The organism is Erythrobacter epiphyticus (assembly GCF_034653295.1).
Classification (GTDB): Bacteria; Pseudomonadota; Alphaproteobacteria; order Sphingomonadales; family Sphingomonadaceae; genus Erythrobacter.
Genome location: NZ_JAYEEU010000007.1, coordinates 387,025 through 406,656 on the forward strand (window position 1 = coordinate 387,025; position 19,632 = coordinate 406,656).

Annotated in this window: 18 protein-coding genes; 7 read left to right on the forward strand and 11 right to left on the reverse strand. The window is 65.2% G+C overall.

Translation table 11 applies throughout. The features are described 5' to 3' along the window. Positions 1-6: 6 nt before the first annotated feature. The gene (locus SOQ14_RS07330) at positions 7-1,287 is read right to left on the reverse strand and encodes a glutamate-5-semialdehyde dehydrogenase (RefSeq protein ID WP_322897405.1); all 1,281 of its coding nucleotides are present in this window, start codon (positions 1,285-1,287) and stop codon (positions 7-9) included. A gap of 318 nt (positions 1,288-1,605) precedes the next feature. On the opposite strand from SOQ14_RS07330, the gene SOQ14_RS07335 reads away from it, so the two are divergent. Next, positions 1,606-2,715, forward strand: a complete 1,110-nt coding sequence (locus tag SOQ14_RS07335; RefSeq protein ID WP_416232749.1) for a M23 family metallopeptidase — start codon at positions 1,606-1,608, stop codon at positions 2,713-2,715. A 4-nt stretch (positions 2,716-2,719) separates the two neighbouring features. Beyond that, positions 2,720-3,085 carry a bactofilin family protein gene (locus tag SOQ14_RS07340; protein WP_322897407.1) on the forward strand — a complete coding sequence of 122 codons (366 nt, stop codon included), beginning with the start codon at positions 2,720-2,722 and terminating at the stop codon, positions 3,083-3,085. A 50-nt stretch (positions 3,086-3,135) separates the two neighbouring features. On the opposite strand, the gene SOQ14_RS07345 is transcribed toward SOQ14_RS07340, so the two are convergent. The 6 genes from SOQ14_RS07345 to SOQ14_RS07370 all read right to left on the reverse strand — a co-directional run bounded on the left by SOQ14_RS07345 (position 3,136) and on the right by SOQ14_RS07370 (position 9,552). Beyond that, complete coding sequence (locus SOQ14_RS07345; protein WP_322897408.1) at positions 3,136-4,800, reverse strand: long-chain-fatty-acid--CoA ligase; 1,665 nt, start codon at positions 4,798-4,800, stop codon at positions 3,136-3,138. 122 nt (positions 4,801-4,922) lie between these two features. Beyond that, positions 4,923-5,675, reverse strand: a complete 753-nt coding sequence (locus SOQ14_RS07350) for a DUF1013 domain-containing protein (RefSeq protein ID WP_322897409.1) — start codon at positions 5,673-5,675, stop codon at positions 4,923-4,925. Between the two features lie 142 nt (positions 5,676-5,817). Then, a complete protein-coding gene (locus SOQ14_RS07355) occupies positions 5,818-6,879 on the reverse strand; it encodes a glycosyltransferase family 4 protein (RefSeq protein ID WP_322897862.1) in 1,062 nt (353 codons plus the stop codon). Between the two features lie 41 nt (positions 6,880-6,920). Continuing rightward, complete coding sequence (locus SOQ14_RS07360; RefSeq protein ID WP_322897410.1) at positions 6,921-7,838, reverse strand: UDP-2,3-diacylglucosamine diphosphatase; 918 nt, start codon at positions 7,836-7,838, stop codon at positions 6,921-6,923. 102 nt (positions 7,839-7,940) lie between these two features. Further along, the gene (locus tag SOQ14_RS07365; RefSeq protein WP_322897411.1) at positions 7,941-8,582 is read right to left on the reverse strand and encodes a glutathione S-transferase family protein; all 642 of its coding nucleotides are present in this window, start codon (positions 8,580-8,582) and stop codon (positions 7,941-7,943) included. Next, positions 8,575-9,552: an NAD(P)H-quinone oxidoreductase gene (locus tag SOQ14_RS07370; protein ID WP_322897412.1), complete on the reverse strand. Its 978-nt coding sequence runs from the start codon at positions 9,550-9,552 to the stop codon at positions 8,575-8,577. Before SOQ14_RS07370 ends, SOQ14_RS07365 begins: the two co-directional genes overlap by 8 nt. A 170-nt stretch (positions 9,553-9,722) precedes the next feature. Here SOQ14_RS07370 and SOQ14_RS07375 point away from each other — a divergent pair, with 170 nt between their 5' ends. From SOQ14_RS07375 to SOQ14_RS07395, 5 genes are all read left to right on the forward strand, one after another. After that, positions 9,723-9,935, forward strand: a complete 213-nt coding sequence (locus SOQ14_RS07375; protein WP_322897413.1) for a DUF1192 family protein — start codon at positions 9,723-9,725, stop codon at positions 9,933-9,935. 136 nt (positions 9,936-10,071) lie between these two features. Continuing rightward, on the forward strand, positions 10,072-12,432 hold the full coding sequence (gene clpA / locus SOQ14_RS07380) for an ATP-dependent Clp protease ATP-binding subunit ClpA (RefSeq protein WP_322897414.1): 2,361 nt from the start codon (positions 10,072-10,074) through the stop codon (positions 12,430-12,432). 67 nt (positions 12,433-12,499) lie between these two features. Further along, entirely contained in the window at positions 12,500-13,504 is a 1,005-nt protein-coding gene (locus SOQ14_RS07385) for a ligase-associated DNA damage response exonuclease (protein WP_322897415.1), read from the forward strand. Further along, positions 13,504-15,102, forward strand: a complete 1,599-nt coding sequence (locus SOQ14_RS07390) for a cisplatin damage response ATP-dependent DNA ligase (protein WP_322897416.1) — start codon at positions 13,504-13,506, stop codon at positions 15,100-15,102. The genes SOQ14_RS07385 and SOQ14_RS07390 overlap by 1 nt, the downstream gene beginning before the upstream one ends. 93 nt (positions 15,103-15,195) lie before the next feature. After that, positions 15,196-15,711, forward strand: a complete 516-nt coding sequence (locus SOQ14_RS07395) for a DUF1993 domain-containing protein (RefSeq protein ID WP_322897417.1) — start codon at positions 15,196-15,198, stop codon at positions 15,709-15,711. Here the strand turns inward: SOQ14_RS07395 and SOQ14_RS07400 are convergent. Genes SOQ14_RS07400 through SOQ14_RS07415 form a run of 4 tightly spaced genes read right to left on the reverse strand, consistent with a single transcriptional unit; the run spans position 15,708 to position 19,595 of the window. Then, positions 15,708-16,286 carry a gamma carbonic anhydrase family protein gene (locus tag SOQ14_RS07400; protein WP_322897418.1) on the reverse strand — a complete coding sequence of 193 codons (579 nt, stop codon included), beginning with the start codon at positions 16,284-16,286 and terminating at the stop codon, positions 15,708-15,710. The genes SOQ14_RS07395 and SOQ14_RS07400 overlap by 4 nt on opposite strands. Then, on the reverse strand, positions 16,283-16,852 hold the full coding sequence (locus SOQ14_RS07405) for a GNAT family N-acetyltransferase (protein ID WP_322897419.1): 570 nt from the start codon (positions 16,850-16,852) through the stop codon (positions 16,283-16,285). Before SOQ14_RS07405 ends, SOQ14_RS07400 begins: the two co-directional genes overlap by 4 nt. After that, entirely contained in the window at positions 16,845-17,840 is a 996-nt protein-coding gene (gene hemB, locus SOQ14_RS07410; protein WP_322897420.1) for a porphobilinogen synthase, read from the reverse strand. The genes SOQ14_RS07405 and hemB overlap by 8 nt, the downstream gene beginning before the upstream one ends. 48 nt (positions 17,841-17,888) lie before the next feature. Then, entirely contained in the window at positions 17,889-19,595 is a 1,707-nt protein-coding gene (locus SOQ14_RS07415) for a M23 family metallopeptidase (RefSeq protein ID WP_322897421.1), read from the reverse strand. Positions 19,596-19,632: the final 37 nt, after the last annotated feature.

Sequence of the window (19,632 nt, forward strand, 5' to 3'; positions counted from 1 at the left end):
AAGGTGTCAGGGCCGGATCTGGCCGCTCCCGCGCACCTGCCACTTGTAGGTGGTGAGCCCCTCTAGCGCGACGGGGCCGCGCGCGTGCAGACGCCCGGTGGCAATGCCGATTTCCGCGCCAAGCCCGAACTCACCCCCGTCGGCAAATTGCGAGGAGGCGTTGTGCATCACGATGGCGCTGTCGACTTCGGCAAGGAACCGCTCCGCCGCTGCGTCATCCCCGGTGACGATCACATCCGTGTGCGCCGAGGAATGGCGCGCGATGTGGGCCAGCGCCGCATCAAGCCCGTCGACCATCGCCACCGAGAGAATCGCGTCGAGATATTCGGTGTCCCAATCATTCGCGCTCGCTGGGATGACGCGGGCATCGAGCGCGCGAATCCGTTCATCGCCGCGCACCTCGCAGCCCTTGTCGAGCAGCGCGCGCACCAGCCCTGCGGGATCGGCAAAGGCGCTGTCGATCAGCAGCGTTTCCATCGCCCCGCAAATCCCGGTGCGGCGCAACTTGGCGTTGAGCGCGAGCGCCGTCGCCATTGCCGGATCAGCAGCGGCATGGACATAGGTGTGGCAAATGCCATCAAGGTGGGCGAGCACCGGAACCCGGGCATCGGCCTGTACGCGGGCGACCAGCCCCTTGCCGCCGCGCGGCACGATCATGTCGATCAGCCCCGCCGCTGTCAGCATCGCGCCCACCGCGGCGCGATCCTGCGTCGGGATGAGTTGCACGGCATCGGCCGGGACGCCGCCTTCGACGAGGCCCGCGACCAGCGCGGCATGGATCGCGCGGTTGGAATGCACCGCCTCGCTCCCGCCGCGAAGGAGCGCGGCATTGCCGGCGCGCACGCACAGCGCAGCGGCATCGGCCGTCACATTTGGGCGGCTTTCGTAAATGATCCCGATCGTGCCAATCGGCACCCGGATGCGCTGGAAGCGCAGCCCATTGGGTCGCGCCGACTGATCAATCACCTGCCCGACCGGATCGGGCAGATCGGCCACCGCATCAACCCCGGCGGCGATGCTCTCAAGCCGCGCGGTATCGAGCGCCAGACGATCAAGCATCGCAGCAGACAGCCCGACGGCCTTGCCGGCGGCCAGATCCTCGGCATTGGCGGCGATCACAGCAGGCGCTGCCGCGCGCAAATGCGCAGCCGCGCGGTGCAGGGCCGCGGCGCGGGCAGCGCTCGGCATGGCAGCCAGCGCGGATTGGGCCCGCCGCGCACGGCGCGCGCAATCGGCCACCAAGGCGATGGGGTCAGCAGCGGGGACAGACACGGGTGCAGTGCTCATGACACGGGCTCTTAGCAGGCCTTGCGCGGGCTGTCAGGCGTGGCGGGCCGTGCGCATCCGCCAGACGGGACACATCTTCAGATTATTGAATTTACAGCAAAACGTGTGTCGGGACCAGCCTTGCAACGGTTCGTCGCATTTCGCTCTCGACTCGGCTTGTCGGCTCAGACTCGATTCGCATCCGGCGTTCTGCGCTGCTAGCCCACCGCCGGGCACATTGTAACAATCAGAAGATTCGGGGCCGCAGTGTCAGATCCAACCACCGCACGTTCGTGGCAGGCTCGCCTCAACGCGTGGTTCCCAGATCGCGAATTCTTCATGCGCTCGCATGGCGAAGTGCGCTTCATCCGGCTGTCCTCGCGGCTGCAAAAGCGCGTTGCCGGAGGCGCTGTTGCCGCGGTGGTCGTGTGGCTCTGCGCGCTTGCGGTGATGGGTTGGAACACCTGGCGCGCCGAAGCCGATCTTGCCTCTTTCGCCGATGAAAAAGCCCGTGTCGCCACGGCGAGCGAACGGCTCGAGGCCTATTCCGGCGATATTGACCGCGTGGTTGCCGATCTGGAAGCGCAGCAGAAGTTCCTCGAACAGATGACGCAGATGCTGCCCGAAGACACGGTGGCAGATGCACCGGATTCAAGCGTGACGGATTCGCGCGCCGAAACCACCGAGACAATCCGCAAGGTCAGCGCTGTCTTCCCCGAAGCGCGCGGGCTTGCCGAGCTGGAAGCGCGCCAGATCGCGCTCGCTGAAAAACTCACCCGCTTCGCCAATGCCCGCGCGCGCCGCGCCGAAGCGGCAATCCGCAAGCTCAATCTCGATCCGCGGTTCCTGACCCGCGAAACCCGCGAGGCGATGGGCGGCCCGTTCGAAGCCCTCACGGATTTGCGCGCCACCGATGCGCTTGATCCGCGCTTTGAAAAGCTCGGCTTCAGCCTCGCGCGCATGGCGGTGCTCGAACGCGCGCTTGAGGGCATCCCGCAGGTCGTTCCGGCCACCATCGCCAGCATCACGTCGGGCTTTGGCTATCGCCGCGATCCCTTCAACGGACGCGGCGCAATGCATGCCGGGCTCGATTTCAAGGGTGCCATCGGCTCGCCGATCTATGCGGCTGCGATGGGCACGGTAAGCTTCGTCGGATGGAAGTCGGGCTATGGCAAAACCGTCGAAATCACCCACGGCAACGGGCTGATGACGCGCTATGCCCACCTTTCGCGCTTTGATGTGAAGCCCGGTCAGGCGGTTGCCGCCGGGGATCGCATCGCCGGCATGGGCAGCACCGGCCGTTCGACGGGGCCGCACCTGCATTTCGAAGTCCGCATCAATGACCGCGCGATCAACCCGCGCCCGTTCCTGGAGGCTGCTCCCGATGTTCTCAAAGAAGCCCGCGGATCAGACCGCACCGGCCCCCTCAACCCCGCGCGCAGCCGGTAAGGCGATGGGCGCGGGCGCAACCTTTTCGGTCATCGGGGCCGATGTGACGATCACCGGCGATATCGTGGCCTCCGCCGATCTTCATATCGATGGCACGATCGAAGGCGATATTCGCTGCGCCTCGCTGGTGCAGGGCGAGGGCAGCGCGATCCACGGCGCGGTGACGGCGGAAAGCGCGCGGCTGGCGGGCACGGTCACCGGCTCGATCACCGCGCGCGAGCTGGTGATCCTCAAAAGCGCCCGCATTGATGGTGATGTCCATTATGATGCGCTCACCATCGAACAAGGCGCACAGGTTGATGGCCGCTTTGCCCCGAACGGGCGCCAGCCGCTCAAGAGCATTGATGGCGGGATCGCCGCTGCCGAATAAGGCCGCGTCCCTGATCTGAACGCCCGGCCGCGCCCGGCCGGGGTTCCCGATTACAGAACTTCGGCGCGCAATGCCTTGCGATCGAGCTTGCCGATGATCGTCTTGGGCAGGCTTTCCCGGATCACGATGGCATCAACCCGTTCGTGCTTGCCGATCCGGGCGTTGAGCCAGTCGCGCAATTCATCCGCGGTGGCCGTCGCCCCCGGCTCGAGCGTGATATAGGCGCGCGGCACTTCGCCGCGATATTCTTCGGGCACGCCGATCACCAGCGCCTCTTTGACCGCCGGGTGCTCAAGGATCACATCCTCAACCACGCTCGGGAACACCTTGAACCCGCCGACCGCGATCATGTCCTTGATGCGGTCAACGATCTCGAGGAACCCGTCTGCATCGACGCGGGCGACATCGCCGGTGCGCAGATAGCGCTTGCCGTCGCGCTCGACGAAGGTGTCAGCATCGGTCTCGGGCCGGTGCCAGTAGCCGCGCATGATCTGCGGGCCGCACACCGCCAATTCGCCCGGCTCGCCTTCGGGGGCAAGCTTGGTGGGGTCTTCCTTGTCGAGCAGGACGATTTCCGTGCCCGGCACCAATTGCCCGATGGTGCCGCGCTTGCGCCTGCCTTCATAGGGGTTCACCGAAACCACGCCCGCACTTTCGGTGAGGCCATAGCCTTCGACCAGCCGCACCCCTGTCACCTCTTCGAAGCGCGCATGGACCGGCGCAGGCATGGGTGCGCCGCCCGAAATGCAAACTTTCAGGCTGGAGAGATCATACTGCGCCAGATCAGGGTGATCGAGGATCGCCTGAAACATTGTCGGCACGCCGGGAAAACCGGTGCAGCGATAGCGCTGGATCGTCTCGAGCACCTGTTTGGTTTCAAAGCGCGGCACCATCGCGATCGAGGCCCCCGCCGCCACGGCGTGATTGAGCAAAGCGGTGTTGGCAAAGACGTGGAAGAACGGCAGCGCGCCCATGAAGACTTCGGTCGAAGGATCAGCGAAAGGATTGATCGCGGCAACCTGCTGCGCGTTGATGCTGAGCTGATCATGGCCGAGCATCGCGCCCTTGGGCCGCCCGGTGGTCCCGCCGGTATATTGCAGCAGGGCGAGATCCTTGTGCGGATCGATTGCGAAGGGCGCAGGCGGTGTGTTGGGTGTCAGCTCCGCCCAGCGGCGCACGTTCGGCCCATAGGCGACATCGGCAATCTGGCTGCGCCGCAGCAGTTTGAGCGCGACGCCCTTCACCCACGGCAGCATCGCGGCGAGTTCGCCCACCACCAGTGTTTCGAGAGCGGAGGTCGCCAGCACCTTGGCCGCGGTGGCATAAAGTTCAGGGACGTTCAGCGTCACCAGCAGGCGCGTGCCCGAATCGGCAACCTGCCAGGCGAGCTCCTCGACCGAATAGAGCGGCGAGAAATTCACCACCACCGCGCCCGCCATCATCGCCCCGTAATAGGCCGAAGCATAGATCGGGACATTGGGCAGAAACAGGCCGACCCGGTCGCCGGGCTTGATCCCTGCGGCCTGCAAGCCCGCGGCAAAGCACCGCGCTTCGCCAAGGATGTCGCTATAGGAATAGGTCCGCCCGAGAAAATGCAGGAACGGCGCGGCGGGCGCCTTGCGCGTGGTGCGCTCCAGCATGGCGGGCAGGGCCATGGCCTCGAAACGCGTCTGATAGGGGGCCGGGTGGTGATAGGGGAGCTTACTTACATCCATGTCAGCAGTTTGACCGAGGTCACCGCCGCGTGCAAGCAAAAGCGGCGCAAATCGCTGGGGATTTGCGCCGCCTGCTTGTGTTGGTGATGGCCAAGGCAGGCCGTGGTCCGGCCCCCTGCCGATCAATCGTCGCTGCGTGACGGGGCGAAACCGCTTTCCGGGTCGATCGGCTGTTCCGCCGCCTCGGCCGCACGGCGCGCCGCCAGCCACGCTTCGGCTTCAGCCTCCTGCGCGGCTTCATTGGCGGCCTTGGCCTGCGCTTCGCGCTCGGCGCGCAGTTCCTCGATCAGCTTCTCGCGATCATTGCGCTCACCCTTTTCGGGCAGCGCTTCCCCGGTCACACCGGCGCGCTTGGCGGCCTTGGCCACCATCGCATCGAGTTCGCGCTGCGAACACAGGCCAAGCGTCACCGGATCCTTGGGCTGGATGTTGGCAATGTTCCAGTGGCTCCGCTCGCGGATCGCGGTGATGGTGTTGCGGGTGGTGCCGATCAGCTTGGAAATCTGCGCGTCCGACACCTCGGGGTGATTGCGGATGATCCAAGCGATGCCATCGGGCTTGTCCTGCCGCTTCGACACCGGGGTATAACGCGGGCCCTTGGTGCGGGTCACTTCAACCGGGGCCTTGTGCATCTTGAGCACATGCGACGGGTCGGCCTGACCTTTCTCGATCTCGGCCTGGGTGAGTTCGCCCGCATGCACCGGATCGCGGCCGGTATACTTGCTGCTGGCAAGATCATCCGCCATCGCCTGCACTTCGAGGATGTGCAGGCCGCAGAATTCGGCGATCTGTTCAAACGACAGCGCGGTGTTGTCCACCAGCCAGGTCGCGGTGGCGTGGGGCATCAGCGGCTTGGGCTGATCCTTGGTGGCCATGGGAAATCTCCGTTCAAAATGTAAAGGGCCGCCCCTCGCGGAGCGGCCTTTGTGTCGCCCAGATAGGCGATCAGCGGCGAATCAGCAAGAAATGGATTCGTTGGGGTTGGAGGTCCGTGCCGTGCCCATGCCCGGCCTGAGATCAAAACGCAGGCGCAGTGGCGAGCGCAACCGCCGCGCCTTCCTCAAGCGCGACCAGACCGCCAAGGAATTGGCGCGTCGCCGCCTCCCAGCTGAAGCGCGCGCCATGCGCGGCGCAGGCAGCCCGATCACAATAGCGCGCGGCATCAATCGCGCGGGCCAGATCATCCGACAGCGCGCCCACCGCATCGGTCACAATATCGAGCGGGCCGGGCACGGGAAAGGCAGCCACCGGCGTGCCGCAGGCCAGCGCCTCGATCATGACCAGCCCGAAGGTGTCCGTGCGGCTGGGGAAGACAAACACATCAGCCCCGGCATAGCAGCCCGCCAGATCGCGCCCGGTGCGCTTGCCGAGGAACACCGCTTGCGGAAACCTCGCAGCCAGTGCCGCGCGCGCCGGGCCATCGCCCACCACCACCTTGGTGCCCGGATAGTCGCAGGCGAGAAAGGCCGCGATATTCTTCTCGACCGCAACCCGTCCGACATACAGCAGGATCGGCCCCGGCAACCCGGCATATTCCGGCGGCGGCGGCGCATCGGGCGAAAAGCAGGCGAGATCGACACCCCGGCCCCAATGCGTGAGCTGGGTCAGGCCCTGTTCGCGCAATTGCGCGCGGATCGTCGCGGTGGCGACCATGATCGTCGTCGCCGGGCGGTGGAACCAGCGGATGTAGGGCCAGAACAGCCGCGCAGGCAGGCCGGTGCGGCGCGCGAGGTAATCGGGAAACTGGGTGTGATAGGCGGTGGTGAAAGGCACTTTGCGGCGCAGGCAATAGGCCCTCGCGGCAAAGCCCAGCGGGCCTTCGGTGGCGATGTGCACCGCATCGGGCTGGATCGCGGCGAGCCGCCGCCCCACCGCGCCGGGCGCGGTGAAGGCAAGGCGGATTTCGGGATAGGTCGGCGCCGGGATCGAGCGATATTGATCGGGCGAAATCACAGTGACGTCATGACCCCAGCCGCGCAGCACCTCGCAAGTGGTCGCAAGCGTGCGCACCACCCCGTTGGTCTGCGGATGCCAGGCATCGGTGATGATCGCGATCGACTGCGGCCCGTGCGTGCTGATCGGCGCCGCGGTCGCATCAAAGGAGAAGGTTGCAGGCCGGTTCACGCCGCCTCACGTTCACGGGTTGGTGCATCCGACGGCGCGGCGAAGGGCGCGCGGCGCTTGATCACGTCGGCCCAGTGCAGGATCTCCATGCGCCCATCATGGTGTTCGACCAGCGCATTGCACCCTTCGACCCAATCGCCATCATTCCAGTATTCGACCGGGCGGCCATTGTGCTGGAAGGTGCGGAACTCCGCGGTGTGGATGTGCCCGCACACGACGCCATCAACCCCGCGCTCACCCGCCGCGCGGGCAACGATTTCCTCGTAGCGGGAAATGAATTCGACCGCGTTTTTGACCTTGTGCTTGGCGGCTTTTGACAGCGACCAATAGGGCTTACCCAGCCAACGGCGCACCGCGTTGACGGTGACATTGAGCTTCATCACCGCGTGGTAGGCATGATCCCCGACGAAGGCGAGCCAGCGGTGCGAGAGCATCACGGCATCGAATTCATCACCATGCAGCACCATCAACCGCCGGCCATCGGCAGTATCGTGGAAGGCCGCACGCCGGATTTCGATCCCCCCGAAATTAAGCCCGGTGAACTGCCGGAACATCTCATCGTGATTGCCGGGGATATAGATGATGCGTGTGCCGCGCTTCGCCCGCTTGAGAATGCGCCACACGATATCATTATGCGCTGCGGGCCAGTAAAACTTCTTCTTGAGCCGCCAGCCATCGATGATGTCGCCGACGAGATACATCACCGCGCTATCAGTGTGGTCGAGAAAATCGATCAGCATCTCGGCATTGCAACCCTTGGTGCCCAGATGGACATCGCTGATCCAGATGGTGCGAAAAGAGTGCCGCTGATGGCCTTCCGGCTCGGGCCGCTGGGGCGCGGCGAGCGGAAAGTTGGCGATATTGGCAAGATCTGCGCGCGGGCCAGGCAGATCGGACAGCATGAAACCGGTCATGGGCAGAGCCTCGGGTGGAATTTGCTCCACCCGCCATAGCGTCCGATTGTTACAGGGGATTCTCAACGGGGTGACTGTTCCGCGTCTTGCGACGCGCGATTGTCACGCCATCGGAACAAAACCGGGCAGCGCCTGGATCCGCGCGATCCACGTCTGGACGTGAGGATATTCGGCAAGCCTGAACCCGCCTTCTTGCGCGACATGGGTGTAGGCGAACAGGGCAATGTCGGCGAGGGTGACAGCATGGCCGCAGAAAAAAGCCCTGTCGGCCAGATGCCCGTCCATCAGCTGCAGCGCTGCGCAACCGGCAAGCCGCTTGGGCATGACCTGCGCGCGCTGTTCATCCGAAAGGCTCGCCTCGCCGAGGATGCTCAGCCAGAAACGCAGCGTGGCGACGTTGGGTTCGTGGCTGTATTGTTCGAAGAACATCCACCGCAGCATATCGGCCTGCGCGAAGCGATCTTCGGGGATCAGCGCGCTGCCATGCGCGAGATACCAGCAAGCGGCGTTGCTTTCGGGAAGGAAGCGCGCGCCCTCGCCCTCTGGTGCCCCCTGCCCGATCTGGAGCACGGGGATGCGACCATTGGCGTTGACCTGCGTGAGAAACTCCGCCGTCCGCGTCTCGCCCCTGGTGATGTCATATTGCCGCGTCGCCAGCGGCAAGCCAAGCAGCGCGGCTGTGAGCTTGATCTTGTAGCAATTGCCGCTGCGCGGATCTTCGTGAAGGATCAGCGCCTCAACCACCCGACACCTCGAGCACGATCTTGCCGATATGCTGGCCTGCTTCCATCCGCGCATGGGCGGCGGTGGCATCGGCCAGCGGGAATACCCGGTCCATCACCGGCGCCAGTTCGCCGCCGGTGAACAGCGACCACGCATTGGCCGCGATCTCGTCGGCCAAGGCGGACTTGAACGCATTGGAACGCGGGCGCAACGTCGATCCCGTCAGGGTCAGGCGGCGGCTCATGATCACCGCCATGTTGAGATTGGCCTCCATGCCGCCCAGCACCGCGATGGTGACATGGCGGCCATCTTCGGCAAGGCACTTGAGATTGCGCGCGACATAATCGCCCGACACCATGTCGAGCACGATATCGACACCCTTGCCGCCGGTATGCGCGCGGATCGCCTCGACGAAATCCTCTGTGCGGTAGTTGATCGCGAGATCCGCACCGATACTGCGCGCGGCGTCGCACTTGGCTTCGTCCCCACAGGTGGCGATCATTTCGAGCCCGAAGGCCTTGCCGAGCATGATCGCCATGGTGCCGATCCCGCTGGTGCCGCCATGCACCAGCACGCGCTCCCCGTCGCGGGCCATGCCGCGCTCGAACAGGTTGTGCCACACGGTGAACAGGGTTTCGGGCAGCGCCGCCGCCTCGGCCAGCGCCATATTCTCGGGCACGGGCAGGCAATGCTGCCACGGCGCCGCGCAATATTCGGCATAACCGCCACCTGGCGTCAAAGCGGCAACCCGCGCGCCGATCATTTCACGCGGCGCTTCGGACCCAACCGCAACCACCTCCCCCGCGACTTCCAGTCCCAGCAGGGGCGATGCACCCGGCGGCGGCGGATAGGCACCGGCGCGTTGCAGGCAATCGGGGCGGTTCACCCCGGCATAGGCGACGCGGATCAGCACATCATCGGGGCGCAGGACGGGTAAGGCAACGCTGCCCGGCGCCAGCACCTCGGGCCCGCCCGGCGCGGTAAAGACCATTGCGCGCATCGTTGCAGGAAGTGACCCTGCGGAATCCCCCACCATCGCGATTTCCCCCTGACCGGCCGAAAGCCCAGCAAGACGCGTGGTTTCAGGCTGATAAGTTAGCGGGGCGCATAACCGTCTCCCCGATTGACAGCAAGCCCGTTCCCTTGCGATGTTGGTGGCTGATGGATGAAAGTGATCTGCCACGGCCAAGAGGCGATGCGGCGAGCCAGCTTGCGAGCGAGGATCTCGGCCCCTATTCGCAGGCAGAACTCGCGGCGCGGATCGCGCAGCTTGAAGCGGAGATCGCACGGGTGAAAGCCCATCGCGACAAGGCGGCGGCCCACCGTGCGGCGGCCGATGCCCTGTTCGGCGGGCCGAAAGCAGGCGCGGGATGATCGCCCGGCACGCTCCTGCCACAATTCGTGCGCATGAAGATTCGCAATCTCGCAAAGCGCGCCCATATCTGATGCCAACCCCTCCCGCCGCTCGAACTCCGCGAGCATCCGCCCTTTTCTGACAGAGGCCAAGCCCATGCCCAGTTTCGCCCAGAATCTTGAACGCACGCTTCACAACGCGCTCGGCAATGCGTCCGAGCGGCGGCACGAATATGCGACGCTCGAGCACCTCCTGCTGGCGTTGATCGATGACGAGGATGCCGCGCAGGTGATGGCCGCCTGCGGCGTCGATCTGGCCGAGCTTGGCGAGGTCGTGAAGCAGTATCTCGATCAGGAATACCAGTCGCTCAAGACCGAGGATGATGCCGATCCGCAGCCGACCGCGGGGTTCCAGCGGGTGATCCAGCGCGCGATCCTGCATGTGCAATCCTCGGGCAAGGACACCGTCACCGGCGCCAATGTGCTCGTCGCGCTCTTTTCCGAGCGCGACAGCTATGCCGTCTATTTCCTCCAGCAGCAGGATATGAGCCGGCTCGATGCGGTAAGCTATATCAGCCACGGCATTGGCAAGGGCGGGCGGCAGATCGATGCGAAGAGCCCGCAGGGCACGGATCAGGCGGCCACCAACAACACCGAGGCCGCCAAGGACAGCGGCAACAAGAAAGAAACCGCGCTCGATCAGTTCACGGTCAACCTCAATGCCAAGGCGGAAGCCGGGAAGATCGATCCGCTGATCGGACGCGGGCCGGAAGTGGATCGCACAATCCAGATCCTGTGCCGCCGTTCCAAGAACAATCCGCTCTATGTCGGCGATCCCGGCGTCGGGAAAACCGCGATTGCCGAAGGCCTCGCGCGCAAGATCGTCGAAGGCGATGTGCCCGAAGTGCTCAAGGAAGCGGTGATCTACTCGCTCGACATGGGCGCCTTGCTGGCGGGCACCCGCTATCGCGGCGACTTTGAAGAGCGATTGAAGCAGGTCGTCTCCGAGCTGGAACAGATGCCGCATGCGGTGCTGTTCATCGACGAAATCCACACCGTGATCGGCGCGGGCGCAACCAGCGGCGGGGCGATGGATGCCTCGAACCTCTTGAAGCCCGCGCTGTCGAGCGGGGCGATCCGCTGCATCGGTTCGACGACCTACAAGGAATTCCGCAACCACTTCGAAAAGGATCGCGCGCTGCTGCGCCGCTTCCAGAAGATCGACGTGAACGAGCCCACCATCGAGGACACCATCGCGATCCTCAAGGGGCTGCGGACCGCCTTCGAGGAACACCACAAGGTCAAGTACACGCCCGACGCGATCAAGACCGCGGTCGAGCTGTCGGCCCGCTACATCAATGACCGCAAACTGCCCGACAAGGCGATCGACGTGATCGACGAAGTCGGCGCGATGCAGATGCTGGTGCCGCCGAGCCGCCGCAAGAAGACCATCACCGCGCGCGAGATCGAACAGGTCATCGCGACGATGGCGCGCATCCCTCCGAAGTCGGTCAGCAAGGACGACAAGAAAGCGCTCGAAAACCTCGAACGCGATCTCAAGCACGTCGTCTTCGGGCAGGACGAGGCCATCACCCGCCTCGCCACCGCGATGAAGCTGAGCCGTGCGGGCCTGCGCGATCCCGACAAGCCAATCGGCTCTTTCCTGTTCTCCGGCCCCACCGGCGTCGGCAAGACCGAAGTCGCGCGCCAGCTCGCCACCATCATGGGGATCGAGCTCAAGCGCTTTGACATGTCGGAATATATGGAGCGCCACTCGGTCTCCCGCCTGATCGGCGCGCCTCCGGGCTATGTCGGCTATGATCAGGGCGGTCTGCTCACCGATGCGGTCGATCAGAACCCGCATTGCGTGCTGCTGCTCGACGAGATCGAGAAAGCCCACCCCGATCTGTTCAACATCCTGTTGCAGGTGATGGATAATGGCCGCCTCACCGATCACCACGGCAAGACGGTCGATTTCCGCAATGTCGTGCTGATCATGACGACCAACGCGGGCGCATCGGACATGGCGCGCCAAGGCATCGGTTTCGGCGATGTGTCGAAGGAAGATGCGGGCGATGAAGCGGTGAAGAAGATGTTCACCCCCGAATTCCGCAACCGCCTCGATGCGATCGTGCCGTTCAGCTATCTCGGCCGTTCGACAGTGGCGCGGGTGGTCGACAAGTTCATCCTCCAGCTCGAACTGCAACTGGCCGAACAGAACGTCCACATCCAGTTTGATAGCGACGCGCGGGCATGGCTCGCCGACAAGGGCTATGACAAGCTCTACGGCGCGCGCCCGATGGGCCGCCTCATTCAGGAGAAGATCAAGCAGCCGCTCGCCGAAGAACTGCTGTTCGGCAAGCTCGTCGATGGCGGCGAGGTGCATGTCAGCATCAAGGATGGCAAGCCGGTGTTCGAACTGACTCCGGCCCCGCCCAAGGTGAAGGTCAAGCGCAAGCCGCCCGCCAGGAAGAAGTCCGCGGCGAAGAAGCCGGCTCCGGAAACCGACGAGGGCTGAGGCAGGCAAAAACACATTCGGGGCGCGGGAGAGGAACCTCTCTCGCGCCCTTTTTGTTAAGTGCACCATGACCGCCCCCTTCTCCTGGGTCCGGCCCGAACCGTGGGGCATCCACATCGCGCCCGCCGATGTGTGGATCGATCCCGCGCGGGCTGTCCCCAAGGCGCTGGTCACCCATGGCCATGCCGATCACGCGCGCGGCGGGCATGGCGAGACCATCGCGACGCCCGCGACACTAGCGATCATGAAGTTGCGCTACGCGACTTCGGATGGTGCGGTGCCGGTGGAGTATGGGGAGAGCATCGGCCTAGGCGGCGGCGTTACCGCGACCTTCCTGCCTGCAGGCCATGTGCTCGGCTCGGCGCAGATCCTGCTCGAACACGCGGGTGAGCGGGTGATCATCACCGGCGATTACAAGCGCGCGCCCGACCCGACCTGCGCCCCCTTTGCCGTCACGCCCTGCGACATCTTCATTACCGAGGCGACCTTCGGCCTCCCTGTCTTCACCCATCCCCCCATCGAGGAGGAGATTGGCAAGCTGCTCGCCGCGCGCGCCGCCAATCCCGATTCCGCCATCCTCCTCGGCGCCTATGCACTCGGCAAGGCACAGCGGGTGATCGCGGAATTGCGCGCCGCCGGGCACAGCGACACGATCTGGCTCCACGGCGCGATGGAGAAGATGTGTCGCCTCTATGAAGAGCACGGCATTGCACTCGGCGATCTCAAGCTGGTGAGCGATGCGGGCAAGGACGATCTGCGCGGCGCCATCGTGATCGCGCCGCCCGCCGCGCTCAATGATCGCTGGAGCCGCCGCCTCCCCAATCCTGTCACCGCGATGGCAAGCGGGTGGATGCGGGTGCGCGGCCGCGCCCGCCAGCGCGGGGTCGAACTGCCGCTGGTGATTTCCGATCATGCCGATTGGAACGAACTCACCCGGACCATCGCCGACGTGAACCCGCAGGAAACCTGGATCACCCATGGCCGCGAGGAAGCGCTGCTGCGCTGGTGCGATCTCTCCCAACGCCGCGCCCGCGCGCTCGCGCTGGTCGGCTACGAGGACGAGGATGACTGATGGAGGACTTCGCCGCCCTCCTCGATGCGCTGGTCTATACCACCAGCCGCAACCGCAAGCTGGCGCTGATCGCGGATTATCTGCGCGCCGCGCCCGATCCGGATCGCGGTTGGGCGATGGCGGCGCTTACCGAAAGTCTCGATTTTCCCGCTGTCAAATCCTCCACCATCAAGGCGCTGATGATGGAGCGGGTCGATCCGCTGCTGTGGCAGCTTTCGCGCGATTTCGTCGGCGATACGGCGGAAACGGCAAGCCTGCTCTGGCCCGAACCGCAGGACGCCGCGCCCCAGCCGCCTGCATCACTCAGCGATGTGGTGGCCCAGCTTTCCGCGCTCACCCGGGCAAGCGCGCCGACCCAGCTTGCCCAATTGTTCGACCGGCTCGATGCCAAGGGCCGGTTTGCCGTGATCAAGCTGGCGACCGGCGGCATGCGGATCGGGGTATCCGCACGGCTTGCCAAAACCGGGTTCGCGCAGGCTTTCGACGTCAATGTCGAGGAGGTCGAGGAATATTGGCACGCGCTCACGCCGCCTTATGCCGATCTGTTCGCATGGGCCGCGAAGGGCGGCCCTGCGCCCGATCTGGCGGGCAAGCCGCGCTTCCGCCCCTTCATGCTCGCGCACCCGCTGGAAGAGAGTTCGGTTGATCTCGGCGATTACGCCACCGAATGGAAGTGGGATGGCATCCGCGTGCAACTCGTGCGCGCCGGGGATGAAACGCGAATATATTCGCGCTCGGGCGATGATATCTCCGCGACCTTCCCCGAATTGCTCAACCAATTGCCGTTCGAGGCGGTGCTCGATGGCGAATTGCTGGTGCGGGGCTCGGCGCAGGGCGGCGAAACAGGCGGCGCGGCCAGCTTCAACGCGCTGCAACAGCGGCTGGGGCGCAAGAACGTCTCGGCCAAGCTGCTGCGGGACTATCCCGCTTTCGTGCGGCTCTATGACGTCTTGCTGGCAGATGGCCGCGATTGGCGCGCGCACCCGTGGAAGTTGCGCCGCGCAACTCTCGAAGCGTTGATGCCGCGCCTGCCTGCGAGCCATTTCGATCTGTCCGCGCTGGTCGAAGCGCCCGATTTCGCCAGCCTTGCCGCGATCCGCGAGACCGCGCGCGATGAAGCGATCGAGGGCCTGATGCTCAAGCATCGGGAAAGCCCCTATGTGGCGGGGCGCAAGGCGGCGCTGTGGTACAAGTGGAAGCGCGATCCGCTGCTGGTGGATTGCGTGCTGATGTATGCCCAGCGCGGCAGCGGCAAGCGATCGAGCTTCTATTCGGATTACACCTTCGGCTGCTGGACCGGCGATCCCGAGGCAGGCGGTGAATTGCTCCCCGTGGGCAAGGCCTATTCGGGCTTTACCGATGCCGAGCTGAAGGAGCTGGATCGCCATGTCCGCCAGCACACCATCGCCCGCTTCGGCCCGGTGCGCGAGGTGGAACGGCGGCTGGTGTTCGAAGTGGCGTTCGATTCGGTCCACACGAGCAAGCGCCACAAATCAGGGCTCGCCATGCGCTTCCCCCGAATTCACCGCATCCGCTGGGACAAGCCCGCGCACGAGGCCGACCGGATCGCGAGCCTTCGTGCGCTCATCAAAGATTAGCTGATCCTCGGCGTTGATCCTGTGCGGGCCGATGCCGATTGCTAAAGCCCTGCGCGGCCCCTACCTCCGCCGCACACAACGGGAGACTCGTCCATGTCCTATGCCACCGCCGCGCTTGCCACCTATGCCCATCTGCTCGACACGCTCGATCACCTCATCACTAAGGGGGAAGCCCACGAAAAGGGCGAAGCGCTGCTCCAGGCCCGGCTGGCGGAGGACATGTTCCCGCTCCACACCCAGATCCGCTTCACCATCACGCAGGTGCTCGTCACGCTCAACCGGCTGGGCAACCGCGCGATGACGACCGATGACAGCGACATTGCCAGCTTCGCCGAAGCCCATGCGCGCATCGCCAAGGCGCGCGAACAGGTGGCCGCGACGGATCCGGCAAGCTGGCCCGCGGCGGGCGACACGGTGGAATTCGATCTGCCCAACGGCATGGCCTTTGCGATGCAGGCGCATGAATATTGCCGCGATTGGGCGACTTCGCAGTGCTATTTCCACCTGATGGCGGCCTATATGATCCTGCGTGCCGAAGGGGTGGCAATCGGCAAGGCCGATTACCTGCCCTATGTGACGCAATATCTGCGCAAGCCTGCGGCGGCTTAATCCGCTGCGGCTGCGGCCACGGCGGCGGCGTGATGCTTGGCGTTCTCGGCATAGTGCATCACGCCAACACGCATGCCGGCAATCGCGGCGTCCGACAGGTCCTTCATCTTCACCGCCGGGCGTCCGCCCCACAGCTCGCGCTCGCCCATCACCTTGCGCTCGGTCAGCATCGCGCCTGCGGCCAGCATGGCGTCGGAACCGATCACGGCCTTGTTCATGACAATCGCGCCGAGGCCGACAAAACCGCGATCATGGATGGTGCAGCCGTGGACCGTCGCCATGTGGCCGATCAGCACATCATCGCCGATCAGCAGCGGACACCCTTCCTCGTCGCCGGGGCGCGGCGGATCGCAATGCAGCACGCTGCCATCCTGCACATTGGTGCGCTCCCCGATGCGGATGGTGTAAACGTCCGCACGCACCACGCAATTGTACCAGATCGAGCTGCCCGCCCCGATCACCACATCGCCGATGATCACCGCGCCGGGCGCGATGAAAGCCGTGTCGTGGATCTGCGGCGTCTTGCCGTGTATCGCAATGATATGGGCACCGGGAAAGCGCGGATCCTTGCTCATGATGTCGCCTTGTTCGGTTTCGCCCACTCCGCACGGGTGATCGCATACTGGATGGTGGGTGTTTCTTCAGGGGGGTCTTCGGGATTGCAGAAGGCGAGGTCGTCCCGCCGCGTCATGCCGAGCTTTTCCATCAGCCGCCAACTGCCTTCATTGGCATGGCAAGTCATCGCCACGATGTGCGGCGCATCATGGGTGCCAAAGCCCCAGTCGACCACGGCGCGCATCGCTTCATAGGCATAGCCCATGCGCCAGCGATCCTCGCGCACCAGCCAGCCGATCTCGTGATCGCCCGGATTGGGAGCAAGCGGATGCGCGATCCGGCGCAGCCCGCAATGGCCGACCAGCGCGCCACTCGCCTTCTCGATCATAATCATGAAGCCGAAGCCTTCGCGCGCAAAGCCTTCGCGCGACGCCGCATGCTTGGCCGCGATCACCGCACGCGGCTGCACGCCGCCAAGCCAGCGCATCACCGCGGGCGTGTTGAGCACCGCCATGTGAACATCAAGATCGTCTTCGCCGATCTGGCGCAGCACCAGCCGCGCCGTTTCCAGCACGGTGTCAGCCATGGAGCAGGCGCGCAGCGTGCGGCGCATGATAAGTCAGGATGCCGCTCGCCCCGGCCCGCTTGAAGGCGAGCAGGGTTTCGAGCACCAGCGCATCGCGATCGCCTGCCCCCGCTGCGGCGGCGGCTTCGATCATCGCATATTCGCCGCTCACCTGATAGGCGAAGACGGGGACCGCGAATTCATCCTTCACCCGCCGCACGATATCGAGATAGGCCAGCCCTGGCTTCACCATCACGCTGTCGGCGCCCTCGGCGAGATCAAGCGCGACTTCGCGCAGCGCCTCATCGCCGTTGGCCGGGTCCATCTGATAGGTCTTCTTGTCGCCTTTCAGCAGGCCGCCGCTGCCCACCGCATCGCGGAACGGGCCGTAGAAGGCGCTGGCATATTTCGCGGCGTAGGACATGATCTGGACATTGGGAAAGCCGTTCATTTCCAGGGCCTGACGGATCGCGTGGATGCGGCCGTCCATCATATCCGAAGGGGCGATGATATCCGCACCCGCACGCGCCTGATTGACAGCCTGATCGACCAGCGCGGCGACGGTTTCGTCATTCAACACATAGCCCGCTTCGTCGACCAGCCCATCCTGCCCGTGCGAGGTATAGGGATCGAGCGCCACATCGGTGAGCACCCCGAGGGTGTCGCCGCAGGCGGCCTTGATCGCACGGATCGCACGGCACATCAGGTTATCGGGATTATGCGCTTCCGCGCCATCGGCGCTGCGCAAGTCATGCGGCGTGTTCGGAAACAGCGCCACCACCGGGATGCCCAGCGCGACCGCCTCCTGCGCGCGCGCGACAATCAGATCGACCGACCAGCGCGAGACACCGGGCAAGCTGGCGATCGGCTCTTCCACCCCTTCGCCCGAGGTGATGAACAGCGGCCAGATCAGATCGGCCGGGGTGAGGATGTTTTCACGGTGAAGCGTGCGGCTCCACGCGCTCGCACGGGTGCGGCGCAGGCGGGTCAAAGGGTAATTGCCAGTCATGCGATGCGGTGTAGGCGCATTCGCGCGCGTCCGACAAGAGGCCAGACCCTATCCTTGCGGGATCGGCTGCGCCCCGCGCGCCAGCAGATCAACCTTCTCGATCTCGCGCGTCGGCTCTTTGCGTTCGGTCGGCAGCGGGGCCATATCCGCCAGCGCCGCGCCGACCTCGACCTGCTTCAATTCCTGCAAGCGGCGGCGGAAATCAGCCAGCTCGGCGCCCGAAAGCTGCGCGCGGGTGACGAATTGCACGCTCGCCGGATTGATCGCCCGCCCGCCGCGATACATCTCGTAATGGAGATGCGGCCCGGTCGAGAGCCCGGTCGATCCGACATAGCCGATCACCTGCCCGCGTTTGACCGCTTGGCCGCGGGCCACCGCCATCCGGCTCATATGGCAGTAGCGGGTGGACAGGCCATCGCCATGCTCAAGCCGCACCGCGATACCGCAACCGCCGGCACGCCCTGCTGCGCTCACCCGCCCGTCTGTTACCGCCACGATCGGGGTGCCATGGTTAGCCTTGAAATCCAGCCCTTCGTGCATCCGGCGATAGCCCAGGATCGGATGCCGCCGCATCCCGAAGCCCGAAGTCGTCGGGCCGGGCACCGGGGCCAGCAGCCCGCGGCGTTGTTCGCCCACGCCCGAAGCCTCGAAGAAGCGGCCCTCACGGCCCCAGCGCAGCAACTGGGTCTTCGGCTTCCCGCCGCGATCGATCCCGGCATAAAGCAGCTTGCCGGCCTGTCGTTCGCCCGTGGCCGCGCGGCGATATTCGAGAATGATATCGAATTCGTCTGACGGGCGGGTATCGCGCGACAGATCGATCTGATCGTTGAGCGCGCGCAGATAATCCTGCGCGGCCGAGCCCGGGACACCCGCCTGCCGCATCGAACGATAGAGGCTGTTCCCGATCGGGCCGCGCAACCGCAGCGGGGTATCATCAACGCGGATCACATTCCGCTGCAGCGCAAGCGGCCCGGCGCGCAGCGGCGCGGCGCCTTCGGCAGCAGGCTGAACCAGCGGCCGGGCAATCTCCAATTCAAGATCGAACCGCGCGCGAAACGCCAGCTTGTCGAGCGGGCGGGGCGCGTTGGGCCCGGGGCGGCGGCCAAGCACCACATCCATCTGTGTGCCGGGGGTGATCTCCGACAGCGGCATGACCTGCCCGACCAGCCCGGCAACCTGCGCACTATCATCCCCCGAAACCCCGGCACGGCGCAGCATCGAGGCAAAGCTGTCGCCGGGGGCCAGTGTCATCACCAGCTGGATCTGCGGGCGTTCGGGCGCGCTTGTGAGCGGGATGACCTGCGCGGTCGGCCCCATGCGGCGGCCGCTATCCGCCCCGAAGGCTAGCGGGGTGATCATCTGGCTGCGGAATTCATCGCGGATTGCAGGGCTTTCCGGCATGGCAGAGGAAGCCTCAAGCGGGGCGAATTCCGGCCAGAAGGCAAAGGCGAAGGCCCCCAGTGCCAGCATCGTGGCAAGGCCGCGAAACCAGCGGCGGCTGCCGATGTCTTCGGCGAGATCCGGGGCAAGATCGAGCCCGGCAAGCCAATGTTCGGCGTCAAGACGCCATTCTTCATAGCGATCGCCAAGGGTGCGGGCACGGGCAAGCACCTTGCGAGTCATATCCTGCGGGGCCGCGAGCGCCGCCGCGCTCTGCAACGCGGCGACATCACGCTCCGCATAGCGCTCGGCCAGCGGCGCGGCGCTGATGGCCTCGTCGAGCGGCGTTTCAGCCAGATTTCGCGGATATTCCAACACGTCTGTCCCGCAATTCCCCGTACATGCGGCGTAA